General features: G+C 43.8%; 12 protein-coding genes and 5 pseudogenes. 8 read left to right on the top strand and 9 right to left on the bottom strand.

Annotation, left to right across the window (positions count from 1 at the left end):
• Positions 1–68 precede the first annotated feature (68 nt).
• Both AC0L66_RS07925 and AC0L66_RS07920 read left to right on the top strand, forming a co-directional pair.
• Positions 69–392, top strand: a complete 324-nt coding sequence (locus AC0L66_RS07925; protein ID WP_265673158.1) for a DUF3392 domain-containing protein — start codon at positions 69–71, stop codon at positions 390–392.
• Positions 392–1,126: a SanA/YdcF family protein gene (locus AC0L66_RS07920; RefSeq protein WP_473569024.1), complete on the top strand. Its 735-nt coding sequence runs from the start codon at positions 392–394 to the stop codon at positions 1,124–1,126. The genes AC0L66_RS07925 and AC0L66_RS07920 overlap by 1 nt, the downstream gene beginning before the upstream one ends.
• A 63-nt stretch (positions 1,127–1,189) precedes the next feature.
• On the opposite strand, the gene AC0L66_RS07915 is transcribed toward AC0L66_RS07920, so the two are convergent.
• The 7 genes and pseudogenes from AC0L66_RS07915 to AC0L66_RS07885 form a co-directional block, all read right to left on the bottom strand.
• On the bottom strand, positions 1,190–2,371 hold the full coding sequence (locus AC0L66_RS07915; protein WP_473569023.1) for a GGDEF domain-containing protein: 1,182 nt from the start codon (positions 2,369–2,371) through the stop codon (positions 1,190–1,192).
• A 443-nt stretch (positions 2,372–2,814) separates the two neighbouring features.
• On the bottom strand, positions 2,815–3,531 hold the full coding sequence (locus AC0L66_RS07910; RefSeq protein WP_473569022.1) for a hypothetical protein: 717 nt from the start codon (positions 3,529–3,531) through the stop codon (positions 2,815–2,817).
• Between the two features lie 7 nt (positions 3,532–3,538).
• A pseudogene (locus AC0L66_RS07905) lies at positions 3,539–3,865 on the bottom strand (hypothetical protein); the annotation flags it as partial.
• A 55-nt stretch (positions 3,866–3,920) separates the two neighbouring features.
• A complete protein-coding gene (locus AC0L66_RS07900; protein WP_473569021.1) occupies positions 3,921–5,270 on the bottom strand; it encodes a calcium-binding protein in 1,350 nt (449 codons plus the stop codon).
• Positions 5,271–5,350: 80 nt separating this feature from the next.
• Entirely contained in the window at positions 5,351–6,601 is a 1,251-nt protein-coding gene (locus AC0L66_RS07895) for an HlyD family type I secretion periplasmic adaptor subunit (protein WP_473569020.1), read from the bottom strand.
• Positions 6,598–7,203: pseudogene (locus AC0L66_RS07890) on the bottom strand (ATP-binding cassette domain-containing protein); the annotation flags it as partial. The pseudogene AC0L66_RS07890 and the gene AC0L66_RS07895, both read right to left, overlap by 4 nt.
• Before the next feature lie 13 nt (positions 7,204–7,216).
• On the bottom strand, positions 7,217–8,308 hold the full coding sequence (locus tag AC0L66_RS07885; RefSeq protein WP_473569019.1) for an ABC transporter transmembrane domain-containing protein: 1,092 nt from the start codon (positions 8,306–8,308) through the stop codon (positions 7,217–7,219).
• Between the two features lie 338 nt (positions 8,309–8,646).
• Between AC0L66_RS07885 and AC0L66_RS07880 the strand changes: the two genes are divergently transcribed.
• From AC0L66_RS07880 to AC0L66_RS07870, 3 genes and pseudogenes are all read left to right on the top strand, one after another.
• Complete coding sequence (locus AC0L66_RS07880; protein ID WP_473569017.1) at positions 8,647–9,702, top strand: ABC transporter substrate-binding protein; 1,056 nt, start codon at positions 8,647–8,649, stop codon at positions 9,700–9,702.
• Positions 9,703–9,787: 85 nt separating this feature from the next.
• Positions 9,788–11,389, top strand: coding sequence for a GGDEF domain-containing protein (locus tag AC0L66_RS07875; RefSeq protein ID WP_473569015.1), 1,602 nt, complete (start codon positions 9,788–9,790; stop codon positions 11,387–11,389).
• Between the two features lie 139 nt (positions 11,390–11,528).
• A pseudogene (locus AC0L66_RS07870) lies at positions 11,529–12,355 on the top strand (DUF2797 domain-containing protein).
• A gap of 54 nt (positions 12,356–12,409) precedes the next feature.
• Here the strand turns inward: AC0L66_RS07870 and AC0L66_RS07865 are convergent.
• Positions 12,410–13,637: pseudogene (locus AC0L66_RS07865) on the bottom strand (cysteine desulfurase-like protein).
• Positions 13,621–14,277: a 2OG-Fe dioxygenase family protein gene (locus AC0L66_RS07860; protein WP_265673169.1), complete on the bottom strand. Its 657-nt coding sequence runs from the start codon at positions 14,275–14,277 to the stop codon at positions 13,621–13,623. The pseudogene AC0L66_RS07865 and the gene AC0L66_RS07860 overlap by 17 nt, the downstream one beginning before the upstream one ends.
• A 526-nt stretch (positions 14,278–14,803) precedes the next feature.
• Between AC0L66_RS07860 and trxB the strand changes: the two genes are divergently transcribed.
• From trxB to cydC, 3 genes and pseudogenes are all read left to right on the top strand, one after another.
• Positions 14,804–15,760, top strand: coding sequence for a thioredoxin-disulfide reductase (gene trxB, locus AC0L66_RS07855; RefSeq protein ID WP_265673170.1), 957 nt, complete (start codon positions 14,804–14,806; stop codon positions 15,758–15,760).
• 103 nt (positions 15,761–15,863) lie between these two features.
• Positions 15,864–17,652, top strand: a pseudogene (gene cydD / locus AC0L66_RS07850) (heme ABC transporter permease/ATP-binding protein CydD).
• Positions 17,645–19,366, top strand: coding sequence for a heme ABC transporter ATP-binding protein/permease CydC (gene cydC, locus AC0L66_RS07845; protein WP_473569013.1), 1,722 nt, complete (start codon positions 17,645–17,647; stop codon positions 19,364–19,366). The pseudogene cydD and the gene cydC overlap by 8 nt, the downstream one beginning before the upstream one ends.
• Positions 19,367–19,372: the final 6 nt, after the last annotated feature.

Genomic DNA, 19,372 nt, shown 5'->3' with positions numbered 1-19,372 from the left:
AGGGCCTTTTTTTGTTTAATAACTTCGTTTTTCGACTCCATTTTCCCGAATACGTAAGGATCTCCCCTATGTTCCACATCTTCTCGCCCGGTGGCCAATTTATCTCTCCCTATCTTTTTGAAGTTTCAACGGCACTTGTTGCTTGCGTACTTGTCGTATTAGGGGCAGACATTAACCGTTTGATGCGAAACGCATTACGAAACACAAATTTCGCAATTCGCACGGTCTGCTTTATACTACTTAACGCATTTGGCTATGGGCTAGTCATCATAAAAGCAACGCCCTTGTTAGCTGATGTTTTGGATAATACCGAACCCGGCTTGATGTTCAGCATTGTGGTTCTAAGCTTTGTGAGTATAGGCATTTGGGCTCAAAGGAATCGTCAGATTTAGTGACCTTCAGATTTAACAAGGAAACGTTGTTCTCCGCATCCATGTTCTCTTTCATCAAGAGAGGACTTCGTATTGCTTGTTATACCGTCATCCTATTCGTTGTCTTTGTTGTTTCCGTTGACCGTTGGGTCAGCTGGCAAGCGGAAGACCGCATTCTCACATCTATTGAAGAGATAGATAATGTGCAGGTAGCCGTCGTGTTAGGCACCAGTAAGTACTTAGGGCGTACGCTCAATGAGTATTATTCACATCGTATCGAAGCAGCCATTGATCTTTATAATGAAGGAAAAGTGTCACACTTTTTACTGAGCGGAGATAACGCCCACCGCTCGTACAACGAACCTTGGACAATGAAGCGTGATTTATTACGAGCCGAAGTACCCGACCCCGCCATTCACCTCGACTATGCAGGTTTTAGAACCCTAGACTCCATTGTTCGAGCTAAGAAGATCTTCGATACCGATGACTTTCTCATCATTACGCAAAAATTTCATTGTGAACGAGCACTGTTTATTGCACGTTCTTACGATATCAATGCTACATGCCTTGCTGTATCTGGTCCCACATCAAAATCAGGCTTCTCCATTCGTCTTAGAGAAGTCTTTGCTCGGACAAAAGCGTTCTTAGATTTATATATCATGAATACACAACCCAAGTATTTGGGTCCTAAAGAGCCCATCATTTCTGAAGAGGAAGCGATGGGAAACGAAATAATAACTACTGAACCAATGTAACCGCCACTCAACCCTTAATTATCAAGAAGACTTCATTATCAGCAACACGGGTTGAGCAACGAATCAGCCAGCCACGACACAATTCCTTCCCGCTTGTTTAGCGTGATACAAGTGGTTGTCTGCTTGAGTGATCGCGCCATAAACATTGTCCGCGTACACCTCTGACACACCAATGCTACACGTCAACGGATCGCCATGAACCCAAAGATGACTGCTCACTTTTTGTCTTATTTTTTCTGCTTCCTGCACAGCGACCACGCTATTCTTATCAACACAAAAAATAACAAACTCTTCACCTCCCCAGCGCACAATAATGTCTGGTTCAGTGATAAACTCCGACAATATCACCGCAAACTCACGTAACACGTCATCCCCCACACTGTGTCCATAGGTATCATTGATCGGCTTGAAGTTGTCAATGTCGATAAAAAGAATACTCATCACGCTAGATGAAGTGCTTTTCTGATGGCTATCCAACCACCCTCTTACCGCATGACGGTTTCGGATCCCCGTGAGGGCATCTTTATGCGCTAACTCAGCAAACATGATATTTTCACTGACCAACCTTTGATTGAGGCGCGCCAAGTGAGCGGTTCTTCGCTGCGAACGATCAATATCTCGCTGATGCTTTCTAAACTCCCACATAATCAAACTGATGGCAGCAATAACCCAAATAACAAGTAGTATTAAGAACAACGCTTCACCCTCAATGTAGCGCCCTATCAACGTGATATTCTTAATCGTTATTTGGTGGTCACCCAGCGCAGAGTTTGACCCCGTCGCCAATTCAAACTTGGTAACATTACGGTATTCAGGAGACGCGAATTCAATGGGGATTTTATTGTCAACCAACCACCACGTCATCACCTGAAAGTTTTTGATTGGGATCGACAACCTCTCGCTGTCATGATTAAGCGTAATACCGTTGTACTTATGGGTATACTCATCTTCAAGGTTTGAATAGGCGGGGTTGTAGTTTCTAAAGTAAAGGCGCAACGATTTTTCGGCATTAAGCGGTTGGGGGTAATCCAGTTCAATTTCTAACGTATGATAAGCAGACAGATCTTTTCCTTTTGATGCATCGCCACTTAAGTGAATCGATAGCCCGCAGTAAGGCCAAGGGTAGTCACTGCTTTTTAATTCACAATTGAGTTGTGTTTGATTGTTACTGGCTGTCAGCGTCGACTGGCTTTGTCCCCCATCTTGTTGATCGTTGGTGGCAAAGCGTTGAAATTGCTTAGACATTAACACCAGCCGTTTTTGGTCTCCCCATAATTGAAAAGACTGAACAACAGCCACCGTAATAACAACCAGTAGCAGGAGAGTTTGATAAGGGAACTTCATGAGGTGGTGCAAAACTCGTTAACTAGTACGTCAATAACTTACCGTTTGGCTTTATGATTCGCAATCATCAAATCCCGATACCATGAAGCCTCTCGCTGTATCCGGCGCTTAGTGTTGACATTTTTGAGTGATCTATAAATTACTGGTTGTGGGGGAGCGGTTTAATCCGCGAACAAAAGGGTTCTTACCTTTCTCAAATTGTCTATTTCGAATATCCGACCTTGATTTTGGTCAGTAGCCCTTAGGTACAATCATCACCGTATGAAGCACTGGTTTAGGGATGATAACAAAAAGGTCTTCGACCTATGTCGAAGACCTCTTCAAGTACATATTACCCTGTCCTACTAAACAATCTCAAAATATCCATCGTTTCCGATTATATACTCAACATTTTTTACAATAGTAAACACATCATTCGCCGTACCTTCATCACGGTTCACATCGAGAGAGCTATCAAATACTTTGTACTCTTGTTTATAGGCGGCTCCGTTTACTTCAAAAGATATATTCGCTATCGCAGCGTCAAACACCAATGAATCTTGACCGTGCCCGCCATTTACATAATCTTGGCCGCCACTTGCGTAGACGGTATCGTCACCGTGCATCACATTAATAATATCGTCGTAGTCAGTACCCGTGACTTCCTCTTGACCTGCACCCGTCGACTTATCGTTGTAGGTCATACCATGACCTAAGCCACTGAAGTCGATAATGTCGTCACCACGAGTACCGTTTAATATTTCAACATTTGAAACCGCATCCGTTGATGTGACAGCAGAACCTTGCAACGTCTCAACATTAAACGTATCGCTATCAACGACCGTTACTTTTAAGGAGTCAGCATTCTTGTAAGTATCATTATAGGTAAGCGTATCAATGCCTTCTGCTCCATCTATAACATCACTGTCAGCATAAATTGCTAAGTGTGCTGGTGCCTTTTGGTCAGCATAAATAGTGTCATTACCCGCACCTGCATGTATGTAATCTTGACCATCACCACCGTCTAACGTGTCATCGCCTCCCTGATACGTGAACCCAACGCCATTGTCGCCAAATAACACATCATTACTATGTCACTAACTTGGTGAGATCATCATGACCATGAGTACCAATAAGCATGGAATCAACACCCTCTTCGGCTTTAAGATTGTCGTAGGCATTGTGACCTGTTACTAGTGTGTACGTTCCTTCTGAAAAGGTGGCTTTTTCAACATTACTCAGTTGATCCTTGCCGTCACGTCCACCAATTGTGTCTGTGACCGTGAGGCGATTTTGAAAATGATACTCTAGGTAAGACCCACTAAATATCGCAGTATCGACTCCTTCTCCACCATTGAGGTTGTCATTACCAGCACCCCCATGAAGAATATCATCGCCTCCTCCGCCATTTAGGTTATCGTTGCCACCTTGGTAGGTAAACCCGACACCATTGTCGCCAAGTAATACATCGTTACCTAAGACCCCCGTTTAAGGTGTCATCACCAGTAAACCCAACCAATAACGTATCTGTATCGCTAGCGGTCAGATTATCAACCGAGTTGTGTCCACGTAGAAATGCATACTCACCATCAGCAAAGGAAAAGATTTCGGTATTTTTGACAAAATCATTACCGTCTCGTCCGCCGAATAAATCTCTTACTTCCGTATTACCGCCAGACTGATGTAAGAAGTTATAGTCCAATACTGAACCACTGAATACTGCCTTATCGATTCCTTCGCCGCCATCAAGACGATCATTACCAGAACCACCATGGAGAATGTCATCGCCTCCACCGCCATTTAGGTTATCGTTTCCGCCTTTATAGGTAAAACCAACACCATTATCACCAATCAAGACATCATTGCTTATGTTGCCAGTGAGGTCATCATGACCATGAGTACCGATCAAAAGAGAGTCGACTCCCTCTTCGGCTTTCAAGTTGTCGTAAGCATTGTGGCCAGTGACTAGCGTATATGTCCCATCTGCAAAGCTCGCTTTTTCTACACTTTTATCAAGTTGGACCACACCATCACGATCATCAACGGTATCTGTCACGGTTAAACGATTTTGATAGTGATAATCGAGGACTGAGCCCTCAAATACTGGGATCTCGCCAGAGAGAATACCTACAATATCATGTTGAACATCACTAAAATTTGTTTCTTCACTGCTTTGAATAATACGCTGAATATTTACATTATCGGCGACCCCATTAAGGGTAATGGTTGTCCCTTTATTTCCATTTCCGACATCGGCAAAAAAGGTCAACACTAAGTCACTACCATCGACACTCATAGTAAGCTTATTAGCCACGGCAGAATCAACGAATGCATCTGCTTTTTCTAGGCCTGACGCACCTTCCTCAACCTCTAATTCACCACCTAAGAATTTGTTATCAAGTTTATCCACTTTGCTATCAAGCTTTTCGTCCACTCTACCTTCGTGTCTTTCATTACGTGATAAATCGTTTTCTAACACAAAGTGCTTACGGTCGAGTAAGAACTGTAAGTTATCAGTGCCGACTTCAAAGTCGGTGATAGTATTATTTCCACCATGGGTGATACGCATAGCAAATGTATCCGCACCTGCACCACCCTCTAAGCTGTCGTCACCTACACCGCCAAATAGCGTATCACTGCCACTACCACCGATGATTGTGTCATCACCTCTATTTCCTTCTAAAACTAGGTCTTTATTCGCTGCTGAGGCATCAAGTGTGTCATCGCCCTTAAACCCTCTAACATGTGTATTTGTGACAGAATCATTTATCGTAATTGTTTCAGAATCATGCTTATTCGCTCTGTTATTTGCCGTACTCATTGCTCTATTCCTTTCTGACGTTGCCCTAAATCTCTCTCATCCCCTTCTCCATACTCTGTATCAGCGGAGAAAGTAAATAATCAAGAACCGTGCGTTCCTCTAGTACAATTTGCGCTTCTACTGGCGATACCCGGTTTAAGATCTAAGCCAAGATCGAGAAGCTCCGTTGCATCGAGGGCTATCTTTCCTTGATAGAAATGACCGCCTAGCCGCTCATCCACGATGCTGTCCGCAGAGAGGTGTATAAGCTCACCTGTTACCGCTGGGACTTGTCGAAAGCTGTATGATGTCAATCGTATATTTGCTGATAGACCTTCATACACCGATTCGATATCTTTGGGTTGAATATTCACGCTCGCCACCACACGGGTGTTTTTCGGCACAATTTCTAAAATTGTACTGGTGGGGGCGATAACGCCTCCTTGGGTATGAATGGTGAGATTGATCACTTCACCACTTACCGGAGCTCGTACCTCTATTCGATCATTAAGCGTGTTAGAGGCTTTTAGCTGTTTTAATATCGCCTGTTCTTCTGAGACAAGCGTTTGCTTTTTTTCTTGCGCCGTGCGCATGAAGTCCATTTTCATGGCGTCAATTTGCGAGCCTAGCTCAATGATTTTACTTTGTGCTCTATTGATACGCGTTCGATGCTCGGCAATTCTCGCCACTAAACTGGAGTACTCCCGCTTTAGTTCCAAAAACGCCACCTTTGAGACATAACCTTTTTTCAATAAAGCTGAATTGGCTTCAATTTCTTCGCTCAATAGCTTTAGTGATTGCGCATCGCTTGATAACCAAGCCTTGTAACTGTCGCTGTCGTTTTCAGACTGAGTAATTTGTTGGTGTAAGGATGCCAGTTGCTCTTTGTGAATTAACCGATTTTGATTAAGTAACGACACTTGATCACGGCGTATCTGTACTTGAATAGGCGTGAGATCATTTACCTCCGTCCACTGTATGGTCGTTCCAGACAGTTCAGCTTCTACCCGAGAAAGCCTAGACTGCACAATAAATTGCTTCTGGTTAAGTTGCTCTAGTTGGCTCACTAATAATGGGTCAGACAGCACCAATAGCAGGTCACCTTTCTCTACACGTTGTCCCTCTTTAACCGATAAGGTTTCAACCACCCCACCAGTGTGATGTTGAACGGCCTGGTTCTCTAGCTCGGTTACTAACTTACCTGGCGCCAATGATGCGGAACTTAACGGGGCTTGGTAGCTCCAGTATCCAACACCAACGACGCACAATAACAACACTAACCAGCCAAATAGAACGTGTCCGCTTAGTGACAAATTGAATGAACGAGATGTCTCTGTGTGTGTGAGTTTCATGATGCACTCTCCATACCGCTTTCATTGCTTTTAGGGATATTGAGAATGTCACTTGTCTTGCCATATTGTTGCATTCGCCCTTCGCCAAGCACCATACAAAGACCAGTATGCTGAATAATCGACATTCGATGAGAAATAACAACAACGGTAATGCGCTTGTAATGCGCATGAGCAATAAATTCGGTCAATGCCGCCTGTCCAGGATGGTCTAGGTTGGAATCTGGCTCATCAAGAATAAGCAGTGCTGGTTTGGTGTAAAGTGCGCGCGCCATGGCAATTCGTTGCTGCTGCCCACCTGAGAGTCGTATACCGAGGCCACCAACTAAGGTTTGGTATCCATTGGGAAGGGCAAGGATCATTTCATGGACTCCCGCCAATTTAGCAGCATCGACAATGTCTTTCGCTTCAACCTGCTCATCAAATCGACAAATATTTTGTGCAATAGTGCCGGACAATAATTGGCTATTTTGGGACACATACCCTACCTGCTTACCGAGTTCTGACACTTGCCTTTGGTTTAAGGTGGCACCGTCAATACGCACTTGGCCATTAACGGGTATCACCAGCCCCAACATGGCTTTGACTAACGTCGATTTTCCTACACCACTTCCCCCACTATAGCGACAGAAGCGCTAAGCAGAGAATAACAAATGAGAGGTCTTCAAGCAGTGGCTTTTCACTTCCATGATGCCCTAGGTTGACTTTTTCAAACTGAATTGTGCCTTTTATTTTAGGCAGTTCGACCACATCATCCGCCTGTTCAAGATAGGCTTGACGTAAACGCTTATGTGCCTTCCAACCCTCTAACCAACTTTGCCAGTTATGAATCGCTTGCTCCACGGGTGCCAGCACTCGGCTCATGATCATTGAAGCGGCAATCAATACACCGACTCCCACCTCATTTTCAAGCACCAGAATTACAGAGACACATAACACGCCTATCTGTAGTAGCATTCGGGCATATTTTGCTAAGGCCAAAATGCCTCGAGAGATTTTATCTGCTGTCGCTTTGTCCACCGTTGGGTTAATCGACTCTTTGCGCCACTTCGCCACTAAGTTGTCATTCATTCCAAGCGCTTGCACAATTTCGGCATTTTTAAGCCAATCACTCGTCAATGCATTAAACGTACCCGCGTGCTGACTGGCGTTATTTTGCAAACGCTTAGTAACAAGCAGACTTAGGAGAGAGATAACAAAGAGCACCGTAGCACCAATAAGAGCAAAGTGACCAAGTAGTGGGTGCATTAAGTACATGACCGCGAGGAAGACAGGCGCGAATGGGGCATCAAAAAGGGCAAAAATACCCGGAGACGCGATCACCTCTTTGACTCGTGATAAGTCAGAGAGTGGTTGGCTATGTACCCCATTGTTCTCTTGAGACTTTAGCATCGCAATATTAAATGCAAAGTCTGATGAGTGTTGTTCAATACCATAACCATAACGTAGCATTACCTGTCCTCTCACCCAATCAAGTAATGCTTGAATAGATAAAAGAAATAATGCGACAGATGCTAGCATCACCAAGGTTTCTCTACTTTCTGAAGATAAAACTCGGTCAAAAACCTGCATGGAAAATAAGGGTAACACCAAAAAAAGGATATTAACCGCTACCGACACTATTGCTATGAATGTAAAAACTTTCTTGCTAAATTTAAAGTACTGCGTATTATTTAAATTAACAAGACCTTTTGCCTCAGTTAATTCCATTTAAACCTCAACATTTATTATCTCTAAGTCATCATGTTCACATGCGCTGTAGAATTATTATTTACTAGCAAACCGATAACGATATTAGTTGTGATTTATGAATTTATTTGACTAAATACTCAACAAAGCCCAGCAACGATACCCATTCCAATTTTTGAGATTTGTTACACCTTGACATCACAAAATTCGTGATGAAGATCTAAATAACAGGGTATTTGGTGATAGAGATCTCATCTTTAGAATTAAAAAAACGATAATTGATAGATTTATTTATTTACACTTGATAAGAGAAAAAATGATCCTATTACACTTAAGGGTTAGGTGTTAATGGGGGATAAATGAAGAATAAACTGGTGTACAAAGCTATATTAACCATTGCTTTTACTAGCGTTAAATCAGAGGCTAATTCTGAGTTAAATATACTATCTTGGCATGGCTATACCGACGCAGATGTCGTATCTTATTTTGAGGATAAGTATAACACCAAGATAAATATCACATATGTCACTAATGATAAGCAGTTACGCAACAACATTGAAAAAACCGAACAGACATTTGATATCGTGGTGTTAAACTCATCAGAGTTAAAAAGATATATTAGATTGAATAGCATTCTTCCCATTGATATATCTAAAGTTTCAAATAGCAAATGGTTGAGTGAGCAATTTACACCACTTCGCCGTAACACGAAAACCTCACAACATGGCACTATCTATGGCATGCCTTTCACTTATTCTTCAATGGGAATGATCTACCATAAAGACCGGGTCAAAACTCCCCCTTCTTCATGGAATGCGTTTTGGTCTACAACGTACGATAAAAAAGTGTTGAGTTATGATGGCGGGACACACAACACAAGCCTTGCAGCATTGGTACTTAACCTTGACGACCCTTTTAATATTCCTAACACCGAGCAATCCAATATCGCCGAAAAGCTTATCGCCCTAAGAGATAACTCCCTGACCTTTTATGACTCGGTTGAAGAGGCAACGCAATTATTCAATCAATTTGAAATGTCATTGATGTTTGCTAATTTTGGACGCCAGCAATTGACGTCATTACAGAAGTCCGGCGCGAATGTTGCTTATACTATTCCAACAGAAGGCGCACTAAGCTGGCTAGACTGCTGGGCAATACTTGCTGATACTGAACACTCTGAACTTGCACACCAATGGATTAATTTCGTACTAGAACCTTGGGTTCAACTGGAAATCACCCAGCGCCACGGGCTGCAGAGCCCATTAGCTCAGTTTTCTCCCGACACACAACAACAAAAACTCATTTGGTTAACGCCCGTTGAGTCTCCGCACGAGCGCGAAGCAATGTGGGACGCTGTCTACAGTGGAAAGTCGCTCGAAAAAGTAATGGAACACACCAAAAGAGCGAAACCATGAAGCTGTCGAGCAAAATCACCTTCATCTTCTTTTCTCTCTCTTTAGCACATTTTCTTGTGTTGCTTGGCTCACCTATCAACATTCAGTGACATTACTCGTCGCCAACACCGAAGAGAAGATGCAACAAACGTCAGGCACCGTAATTCGTTCTTTGCAAGAAAAGCTGCATGACATCGAGCGAATGAACGATACCTTAGCAACACTGCTCGAAAATACGCAACAAGACAGCACAAGTTCGAAGACGTTATCCGCTATAATCGCTGCGGTGATTAAGAATGACGTGATATTTAATAGTATATCTTTGATTGATCGAGCTAAATCGCATCAAGAAATACTTCGTTTGGAGCGCGATCAACAACAGAATGTGATTCAAGTAAGTAATGATGAATTGAATAACCTCGCCCATATTCCTTTCTATACCCAATCCTATGCGTTTCATCCAAACAAGATATTTGTTTCGCCAATTTCAATGCACTACGACAGAATATCACACCCAAAACCCGTGCCTTTTGTTTTTGTCATTTACCCTTTGTCGACATTGAACAAGCGCGATATTTCGTTACTCATTGCTATCGATATCGAGCAGTTAATGGAGAATGCAACGTCCATTATGGATGCACCCTCTACATTTTTTATCACCAATGCTAACGGCGACTACCTCTTACACCGTGACAAAGATAAACAATTTGGCTATACACGTGGAAAATTGGAACAGGTCCAACAAGACTACCCCGCGGCTCAAAAATCGGTATCTAAAAACATCGTGTCATTTTTTGAGATCAGCGATCCTCAAACACCGTCCGATCATAGCTACGTTTATTTTTCTCCTGCTAGATTTTTCATGCACGGTACATCTCATTTCTATATGTTTGGGCAAACCAAAAGTGACGTTATTACTGAGCTTTGGACAGTTACCGCGCTCCGCGGATTTAGTGTAACAATCGTCGTTTTTATATTCACTGCGGTACTGCTTTCTTATTCACTGTTTAGATTGATCACCCGCCCACTGACACAAATTTCTCACTTAGCACAACGTATCGCTCTAGGAAAAACCGCCCACTTTAGCCAATACAGCCAAACAGATGAAATTGGCGATTTAGCCAAAGCTCTCAACTACCTTCAACACCATCTCAACACTAAGTTTCATGAACTCAAAGTTTCCGAGCAAAAATTTCAAGAACTCGCTCGCAGAGACGACCTCACTCGGCTCCCTAACAGAAAAGATTTTCACTCTCGGTTAGAAAACGAAATCGCGCATCACAAACAAAATCAGTTGCACTTTGGATTGTTGTTTCTTGACGTCAATAACTTTAAAGCAATAAACGACAATAAAGGGCACCATGTTGGGGATAACCTGTTACAAGGCATTTCAAGTCTTTTAACCGATAGTCTGCGCAGTAGTGATCTTGTCTGTCGATACGGTGGTGACGAGTTTGTAATTCTGCTTTCAAACCTCAGACAGCTCAACGTCATACATATCATTTGTGACAAACTCCACTACGCAATGGAAGACCTTGTGGAGTCACTAGAATTAAGTCAGTACGATCTCTCACTAAGCATCGGTGTCTCCATTTATCCCGAGTCTGCCAACAGCCCCAATGAACTAATCCAGTTAGCGGATAAAGCCATGTATCACGCGAAACATAATGGCCGCTCTCAAACGCACTGGCACTCTCCATTTCAATAACCGATAGGCTCTCCGTCATTTTTAAGCAAATCTAGAAAGTCTAGGTGCGGTTAATATTTGGGTAGACCAATACGATTTTAGACAGACCCGTTATCGAGTATTTGTTACACTGAACAAAACAACAAAAATGAGTAATGTCATGTCGCTTTTAGCATCTGGCACGCTATCCAAAATGCGTGCTACTCTCGACTCAACGGTTCAATATCGTCTGCTTAGGTTGGCGAGCAAGAAATTGAACTCGCTGCCTTCATTGGTCGCACATTAACCCTTACCCATACTGGCAATATTTTTTGCAGCGCCTGTGGTAAGAAAACGAAAAAAAGCTACTCTCAAGGTCACTGTTTTGTCTGTATGCGCAAACTCGCCAGTTGCGATATGTGCATTATGAAACCTGAAACCTGCCACTACGACGCGGGGACTTGCCGAGAGCCTGAATGGGGCGAAGCCAACTGCATGGTGGACCATTTTGTCTACTTATCGAATACCTCTAGCCTAAAAGTGGGTATCACTCGCCACACTCAAATTCCCACTCGCTGGATTGATCAAGGTGCCACACAGGGTTTACCTATTTTAAAAGTGTCCACTCGCTACATTTCTGGCTTAATTGAGATTGAACTGGCGAAGCACATTGCTGATAAAACCAATTGGCGCACACTATTAAAAGAGGATGGTGCCCCAATTGCGTTACAAGAAAAAGCGCTAGAACTTCTTCCTCTCGTTGCCGATAAAATTGCAGAGATTCGAACGCAATATGGCGAGCAGTCTATCGAAATACTTGCCGAAAATATTACGCCTCTAAGTTATCCGGTAGACGAGCACCCAACAAAGATTAAGTCTCATAACTTTGATAAAGTAGCGGTTGTGTCTGGCGTATTAAAGGGGATTAAAGGTCAATACCTAATCTTTGATACAGGCGTGATTAACATTAGAAAGTTCACTTCTTATGAAGTGGAAGTGTCTGAATAAACGAAAAACAGAACCAACATCGCCCTCTTTCATGAGGGCGATAATTAGCAAACATCAATGCATCGATTCAAGGGCATCAAAAAACGTATCGACTTCGGCTAAGGTGTTATAGTGCATAAAGCCTACTCTTAACACGCCACCCAACTCCTCAATACCCAGTTGTTTAACTAAACCTAACGCATAGAAATGCCCGTTCCACACGCAGATATTCTGTTCCCCGAGCACTTTTGCCATCCATTCAGGTGAATGTACATCCGACCGTAACGCAAAGGTTGGGGTTCTAAGCTGATGGTCTGCTTCCGACGTCCCATAGAGTGTCATGTAGTCTAATCTAGACAGCCTATCTAAAAAGTAACGACTGATTTGTTCTTCATGCTGAGCAATGACAGTCGCAGATGATATCAACTTTTCACGAGTCCCCTTTCCTTCGCCCCATTGCGCTAAATAGTCAATCGCAGCAATTAAACCTGCCAACGACTCAAAGCTTTGAGTCCCTGTTTCAAACCGACCCGGACCAATATTGGTTGCTGGTTCAACCTTGTATGGCTCTAGCGATTGCAAATGCTGCGGTGCAATATAGGCAATGCCTAAATGGGGTCCAAAAAACTTATAAGCAGAGCACACTAAATAGTCACACCCTAAGCTCTGCACGTCGATCAATGCATGTGGTGCAAAGTGAACCGCGTCTACATACACTTGGGCCCCCACTTTCTTTGCGGCCGCTACAATACGGCGAATGTCGGTAATAGAGCCTAGTAGTATTAGACGCATATGTCACCGCCACCAACTTCGTCTTCTTGGTCAGTAATGATTCAAAGTGTTCATAATCAAGAGTACAGTGGCGCTCATCCACTTGGACCTGCTTAACAATTGCACCCTTATCATCTGCGGCTTGTTGCCACGATGAAACATTAGAATAATGATCCAGTGCCGTAACAAGGATTTCATCATCAGGTTGCCAATCACGCGAGATTGCGCGGCTCAACTGGAACGTTAGGGACGTCATGTTAGCGCCAAAGACCACCTGATCACCGTTTTCGGCGTTAAGTAACTCAGCCGCGGCACGGCGAGCCTTTACCATTAGTGAGACGGTATGTTGACTCGAAAAGTAATGCCCACCAAGGTTTGAGTTATAACGCCCTAAATAATGCGTCATTGCCTCAAGTACTGTTTGCGGCACTTGCGCCCCACCTGGACCATCAAGAAAAACGACAGGCCGTTCATTATGCCATTGCGCCAGCGCCGGAAATTGTTCTCTTGCTGAGTTAGGAGTGAAGTGCATTATTCGCATCCTTGGCTGTGAGTACAAAGACATCCATGTGCCCTTCTGCTTTGGCGTCTACGCAACGAATAGGTTGCGCGTTATGCCACAAGCGATGATCATCTAGAATGGCGACCTCTCCATCTTCAAGCACTTTTCGAAAGAACGGCGCTTCATGATTATCGTTGTACAGCATCACCTCTCCGCCAACAATGTTCTTACGCTCAATACCGACAATGGCAATATGGTCAAATCCATCTTGGTGCACCCCTTCAGGCGCGACTTGAGTCTCTTCATAAACGGCAGCGATACGCATTTGATGAATTTCTATCTCTTGGCCATTCGGAAGTTGATTGGACGTCATAAATAGTGAAACCAATTCTCGCATGCCTTCACTATGCAATGTTTTGGAGAGGATAGGCTCAAAGCGACGAATCACATCCCCTTGGAAGTGATTAAAGTGTTCAGTCTGAATAAAGTCATGCTTATCTTCTTCAACTACCTTCCCATCGCAAAATTGAATCACCGAATAACGACGCAAACGATATTGCCCATCGGCATGCTCGGTATTGGGCAATTTCGAAAAAGAAGGAGAAAGCTGTTGCGTTGCTTCCTCACTGAGCTGAGTTAAATGTAGGGTATTTTCATTGGAATGTAACATAATAATCGCCTTGGTCGCCTGCACTCTAGTTACAAATGCAACAATTTCATTACAAATAAGTAAAACGCAGTAACTCTACTATTTCAACTATTTGTAGCATTTACACCCATCAAAATTACAATTTAAAAATATAAATCCAACAAAACAAGAAAATTAAGCATATTATCACCATTAAAACCTATCCAAGTGACCAAGAACTAGCATAGCTGACTATAACAACTAGTTTAAATGCTATTTATCATATACTTAACATAAAAAATACTGACAGAAACAAAAGCTAATCACACCCCATCTCCATTAGTGCTTAGAGCAGTCAATTATTCTTTAGAATGAGACAAAGATAGTGGCTTGCCGCAGAAAGCAAAGCCTTTCGGGCTATTTATCCACCTATCGTCAACGGATTTAGTAAATATCTGACATTGTTGTTCGCTAAGTGTTGATTCTTATCCGCAAAGCCCAATATATTAAGGAAGATAAAGCGAGTAGCTCAACGTCGCTGCCTAAAGATAAATAAGTGAGAATAAACATGGCTGATTCAAAACATTGTAAATTGCTGATTCTTGGCTCTGGTCCTGCTGGATATACTGCTGCTGTCTATGCGGCTCGTGCCAACCTAGACCCAGTGCTCGTCACAGGAATGCAGCAAGGTGGACAGCTCACTACGACCACTGATGTTGAGAACTGGCCAGGTGACGCCGAAGATCTTAGTGGCCCACTACTAATGGATCGCATGAAAGAACACGCAGAAAAATTTGACACCGAAATCATCTTCGATCACATCAATAACGTCGATTTCAGTGAGCGCCCCTTTAAGCTCTTTGGAGACAGTCAAGAGTACACAGCGGATGCGGTTATTATTTCAACAGGCGCTTCAGCCAAGTACCTAGGACTCGAGTCCGAAGAAGCATTTAAAGGTCGTGGCGTATCAGCATGTGCGACCTGTGATGGTTTCTTCTACCGCAACCAAAAAGTCGCCGTCGTCGGTGGCGGTAATACTGCTGTAGAAGAAGCACTGTACCTAGCAAACATTGCTTCAGAAGTGCACCTAGTCCACCGCCGAGAAACATTCCGCGCCGAAAAAATACTGATCAAGCGCTTAATGGATAAGGTAGAAAGTGGCAATATTATTTTGCACACCAACCGTACGCTTGACGAAGTAGTAGGCGATGAAATGGGCGTAACGGGTATCAATGTTAAAGATACTCAAACCGACAGTATTGAGCACATTGAAGTGATGGGGGCATTTATTGCCATCGGCCATCAACCCAATACATCGCTATTTGAAGGTCAATTAGAGATGAATAATGGTTACATCATCGTAAAATCTGGCTTAGAGGGCAACGCCACACAAACCTCTATTCCAGGTATCTATGCAGCAGGCGATGTTATGGACCATAATTATCGCCAAGCGATCACCTCTGCAGGCACGGGGTGTATGGCTGCACTGGACGCTGAACGCTTCCTCGACGCTATCAATGCCTAAAACAATTGTAAAACCTTAGAACCCAGTGGTGTATACACTGGGTTCTTTTTTGTATACTCCCCGCTTCTTCTAAGAATAATACTCATTAAGTTAAGCCGTCTAAATGGATAAAAAGAAACAACGGAGCTTGAATAACTGGCTCAAAACGCAAAGTCGCTTGGCAAAGCGCTGGCTACTGATCGCAGTAGGCCTTGGCGTGTTGTCCAGCTTGTTCTTGCTCGCGCAAGCTGCCTTGATCGCGACCATACTCCACCAGCTCATTATTGAACATACCGACAAGTATGAACTTATCCCTTATTTTATCGGACTTGTTGCCTCGGTTGCAGGGCGCTGCTAGTTGTGCGTGGGGAAGAGAAATTGCAGGATTTAAATGTGGCGAAAAAATCCGCTGCTACATTCGAGAGCTTATTCTCAATAAACTCCATGAACTTGGCCCAAGCTATATTAAAGGTAAACCTGCAGGTACGTGGGCAACGCTAGTGCTGGAGCAAGTCGAAGATATGCACGACTTCTTCGCCAAGTATTTACCGCAAATGTCACTGGCAGTCTTAGTTCCGTTTGTTATCTTGATTGTCGTTTTCCCAATTAACTGGGCTGCGGGTCTCATTTTCCTGATTACCGCTCCCCTTGTGCCACTATTCATGGCATTGGTTGGAATGAAAGCAGCAGACGCTAACAGAAAAAACTTTAAAGCCTTGCAGCGCTTGTCTGGTCACTTTTATGACCGCTTGCAGTCTATGACAACTATACGCCTATTTAACCGCACTGCAGCAGAGAAGGATGTACTTGAAGGTGCCTCTGAAGTGTTTAGAAAGAGAACAATGGATGTACTTCGCTTAGCGTTTCTTTCTTCCGCGGTCCTTGAATTTTTCACTTCCATCTCGATAGCCATGACCGCGGTCTACTTCGGATTTAGCTTAATCGGTGAAGTCAATTTTGGCCACTACGGCGTTGGCGTTACCTTATTTGCGGGTTTGTTCATTTTGATCCTTGCCCCTGAGTTTTACCAACCTTTAAGAGATCTTGGTACGTTTTATCATGCTAAAGCTCAAGCGGTTGGCGCGGCAGAAAGTATTGTTGAGTTTCTAGATACTAAAGTGGACAATTTGCCACAGGGTCAAAACACACTTAACACTCACTCTCATATTGAGCTCTCCGCTGAGAATCTTGAGATATTTAGTCCAGAAGGTAAGCGACTCGTTGGACCTATCAGCTTTCATATTCAAGATGGCCAAAGCATTGCGCTCGTCGGTCCGAGTGGCGCGGGTAAAACAAGCTTAGTGAACACGATTTTAGGCTTTATGCCTTACTCGGGGTCCCTGAAAATTAATGGACAAGAACTGCGTGATCTTGCTTGCGATGATTGGCGTGAGAACGTCAGTTGGGTTGGGCAAAACCCACTACTTTTACACGGCACCATCCGTGAAAATATTACACTGGGCAAAGAAAATGTCAGCGATAGCACCGTGCTAAGCGCCCTATCCTCCTCATTTTCAGATGAATTTGTGGATCAGCATGGCCTTGATTACCACGTTACCGATCGCTCTAGTAGCTTATCGGTCGGGCAAGCTCAACGCTTAGCACTGGCGCGCGCGATGATTCAAGATGGGCAATTTTGGCTTCTTGATGAACCCACCGCCAGCTTAGATGCCAAAAGTGAACGCTTAGTGACAGAAGGCATCAGACACACCACTCAAGGGAAAACCACGTTAACGGTGACTCACCAGCTATCCCAGCTTAAAAGCGTCGATAGTATATGGGTCATGAATCACGGTAAGTTGGAACAATCTGGTCACTTTGAGGCATTAGCACAAACTGATGGGTTATTTAAATCCATGCTGTCGGCACACAATACGATGGTCGATAACAATAAGGGGAATTTAGATGCGTGAGTTACTCCCTTATCTTAAATTATATAAGAAACATTGGTTTGGTCTGTCTCTGGGGATGGTGCTCGCCTTTGCAACACTTTTTGCCTCAATCGGATTATTGACGCTGTCAGGTTGGTTTATCTCAGCCTCAGCCGTCGCCGGACTGACTATCGCGAGAGAAACGTTCAACTACATGCTGCCTGGCGCAGGCGTTCGTGGTGCGGCAATGGGTCGAACTGCTGGGCGATGGGGTGAACGTGTCGTTAGCCACAACGCAACATTTAAACTCCTGACCGATCTACGAGTATTCTTCTTTAGTAAACTTGCGCCGCTGATCCCAAGTAAAGCGATTAATATCCGTGACGCAGACATGCTTAACCGTTTAGTCGCCGATGTCGACGCGATGGATCATGTTTACTTGCGTTTAATCAGCCCTATTGTTGTTGGGTTTTTGGGTATTATTGGTCTTACCGCGGTACTGTGCTGGTTTGATACCACGCTCGCCCTAACGTTGGGTGGCATTTTACTCGTTCTATTGATTATTTGGCCGATATTATTTTACTCCCTCGGAAAAAATAATGGTCATGAGTTAACGTTAAATAAAGCTGACCTTAGAATTAAGACGTTAGATTGGTTACAAGGTTACAGTGAATTAACATTATTTGGCGCCGAGTCTCGCTACCGTGAAGCCATTCTAGATGCGCAACAGCGCTTATTGAGCAACCAGTTTATCCATGCCAAGATCTCAGGTCTTGCACAGGGCTTGTTGATTCTGGCCAATGGTTGGTTACTCATCCTCATTTTGTGGTTATCCGCTGATGGTGTCGCTGGCAATCAACCCGATCCACTCATTGCTCTGATGGTGTTCGCTACAATGGCCAGTTTTGAGCTACTGATGCCTATCGCGGGCGCATTCCAGTTCCTTGGACAAACACTGACTTCAGCTAAGCGCCTGAACGACATTATCCTTGCTGAGCCAGAAGTGCAGTTTCCTACGGAACCTGTCACGCATAACGGTCACTTTTCTATCGACTTTGACAAAGTACAATTTAGCTACCCTGATGCCCATCAAAATGCGTTAGAAAATGTCTCTGTCTCCGTTGCAGGCGGCGAGAAACTAGCGATTGTTGGGCAAACAGGCTCAGGTAAATCTACGCTATTGCAGCTGATCTCCCGCTATTGGGACGTTCAATCTGGCAGCGTCAAACTGGCTGGACACAATATTCAAAATTGGAGTGAAGTGCAGTTAAGGCAATCAATGAGCATTGTGAGTCAACGCGTTGATATTCTTAATGGCTCGCTACGCGATAACTTGACGATGGCGAAACCTGATGCTCAAGATTTAGAATTAGAGACCGTACTAAAGCAGGTGAGTTTAGACTCATTACTTACTGAGTCGGGTTTAGATACTTGGCTTGGTGACGGCGGGCGTCAGCTTTCGGGAGGCGAGAAAAGACGAATTGGTATCGCTCGCGCACTGCTGCACGATGCACCGATTCTGTTACTCGATGAACCAACCGAAGGTTTAGATAAGCAAACAGAACAGCAAATCATGACGCTATTCGACCATCATTTCGCAGGTAAAACTGTTGTGTTTATTACCCATCGACTGGTTAACCTCGATACATTCGATACCATTTGCTTACTTGAGGATGGTAAAGTCCTAGAGCTTGGGCATCATGACGCATTACTGGCTAAGCAAGGTCGCTATTTCGAACTGCATCAAACACTATAATAACGT

The sequence above is a fragment of the Vibrio sp. GJ43-1 genome, from assembly GCF_055808835.1.
The sequence above is the reverse complement of the archived record's forward strand: the minus strand, read 5'-3'. Positions and strand labels throughout refer to the sequence as shown.

Excerpts from the sequence above, each read along its gene's own strand:
- AC0L66_RS07860 (WP_265673169.1), bottom strand. The coding sequence starts at position 14,277 with ATGTTACATTCCAATGAAAATACCCTACATTTAACTCAGCTCAGTGAG.
- AC0L66_RS07925 (WP_265673158.1), top strand. The coding sequence starts at position 69 with ATGTTCCACATCTTCTCGCCCGGTGGCCAATTTATCTCTCCCTATCTT.
- trxB (WP_265673170.1), top strand. The coding sequence starts at position 14,804 with ATGGCTGATTCAAAACATTGTAAATTGCTGATTCTTGGCTCTGGTCCT.
- cydC (WP_473569013.1), top strand. The coding sequence starts at position 17,645 with ATGCGTGAGTTACTCCCTTATCTTAAATTATATAAGAAACATTGGTTT.
- AC0L66_RS07880 (WP_473569017.1), top strand. The coding sequence starts at position 8,647 with ATGAAGAATAAACTGGTGTACAAAGCTATATTAACCATTGCTTTTACT.
- AC0L66_RS07900 (WP_473569021.1), bottom strand. The coding sequence starts at position 5,270 with ATGAGTACGGCAAATAACAGAGCGAATAAGCATGATTCTGAAACAATT.
- AC0L66_RS07895 (WP_473569020.1), bottom strand. The coding sequence starts at position 6,601 with ATGAAACTCACACACACAGAGACATCTCGTTCATTCAATTTGTCACTA.
- AC0L66_RS07915 (WP_473569023.1), bottom strand. The coding sequence starts at position 2,371 with ATGTCTAAGCAATTTCAACGCTTTGCCACCAACGATCAACAAGATGGG.
- AC0L66_RS07885 (WP_473569019.1), bottom strand. The coding sequence starts at position 8,308 with ATGGAATTAACTGAGGCAAAAGGTCTTGTTAATTTAAATAATACGCAG.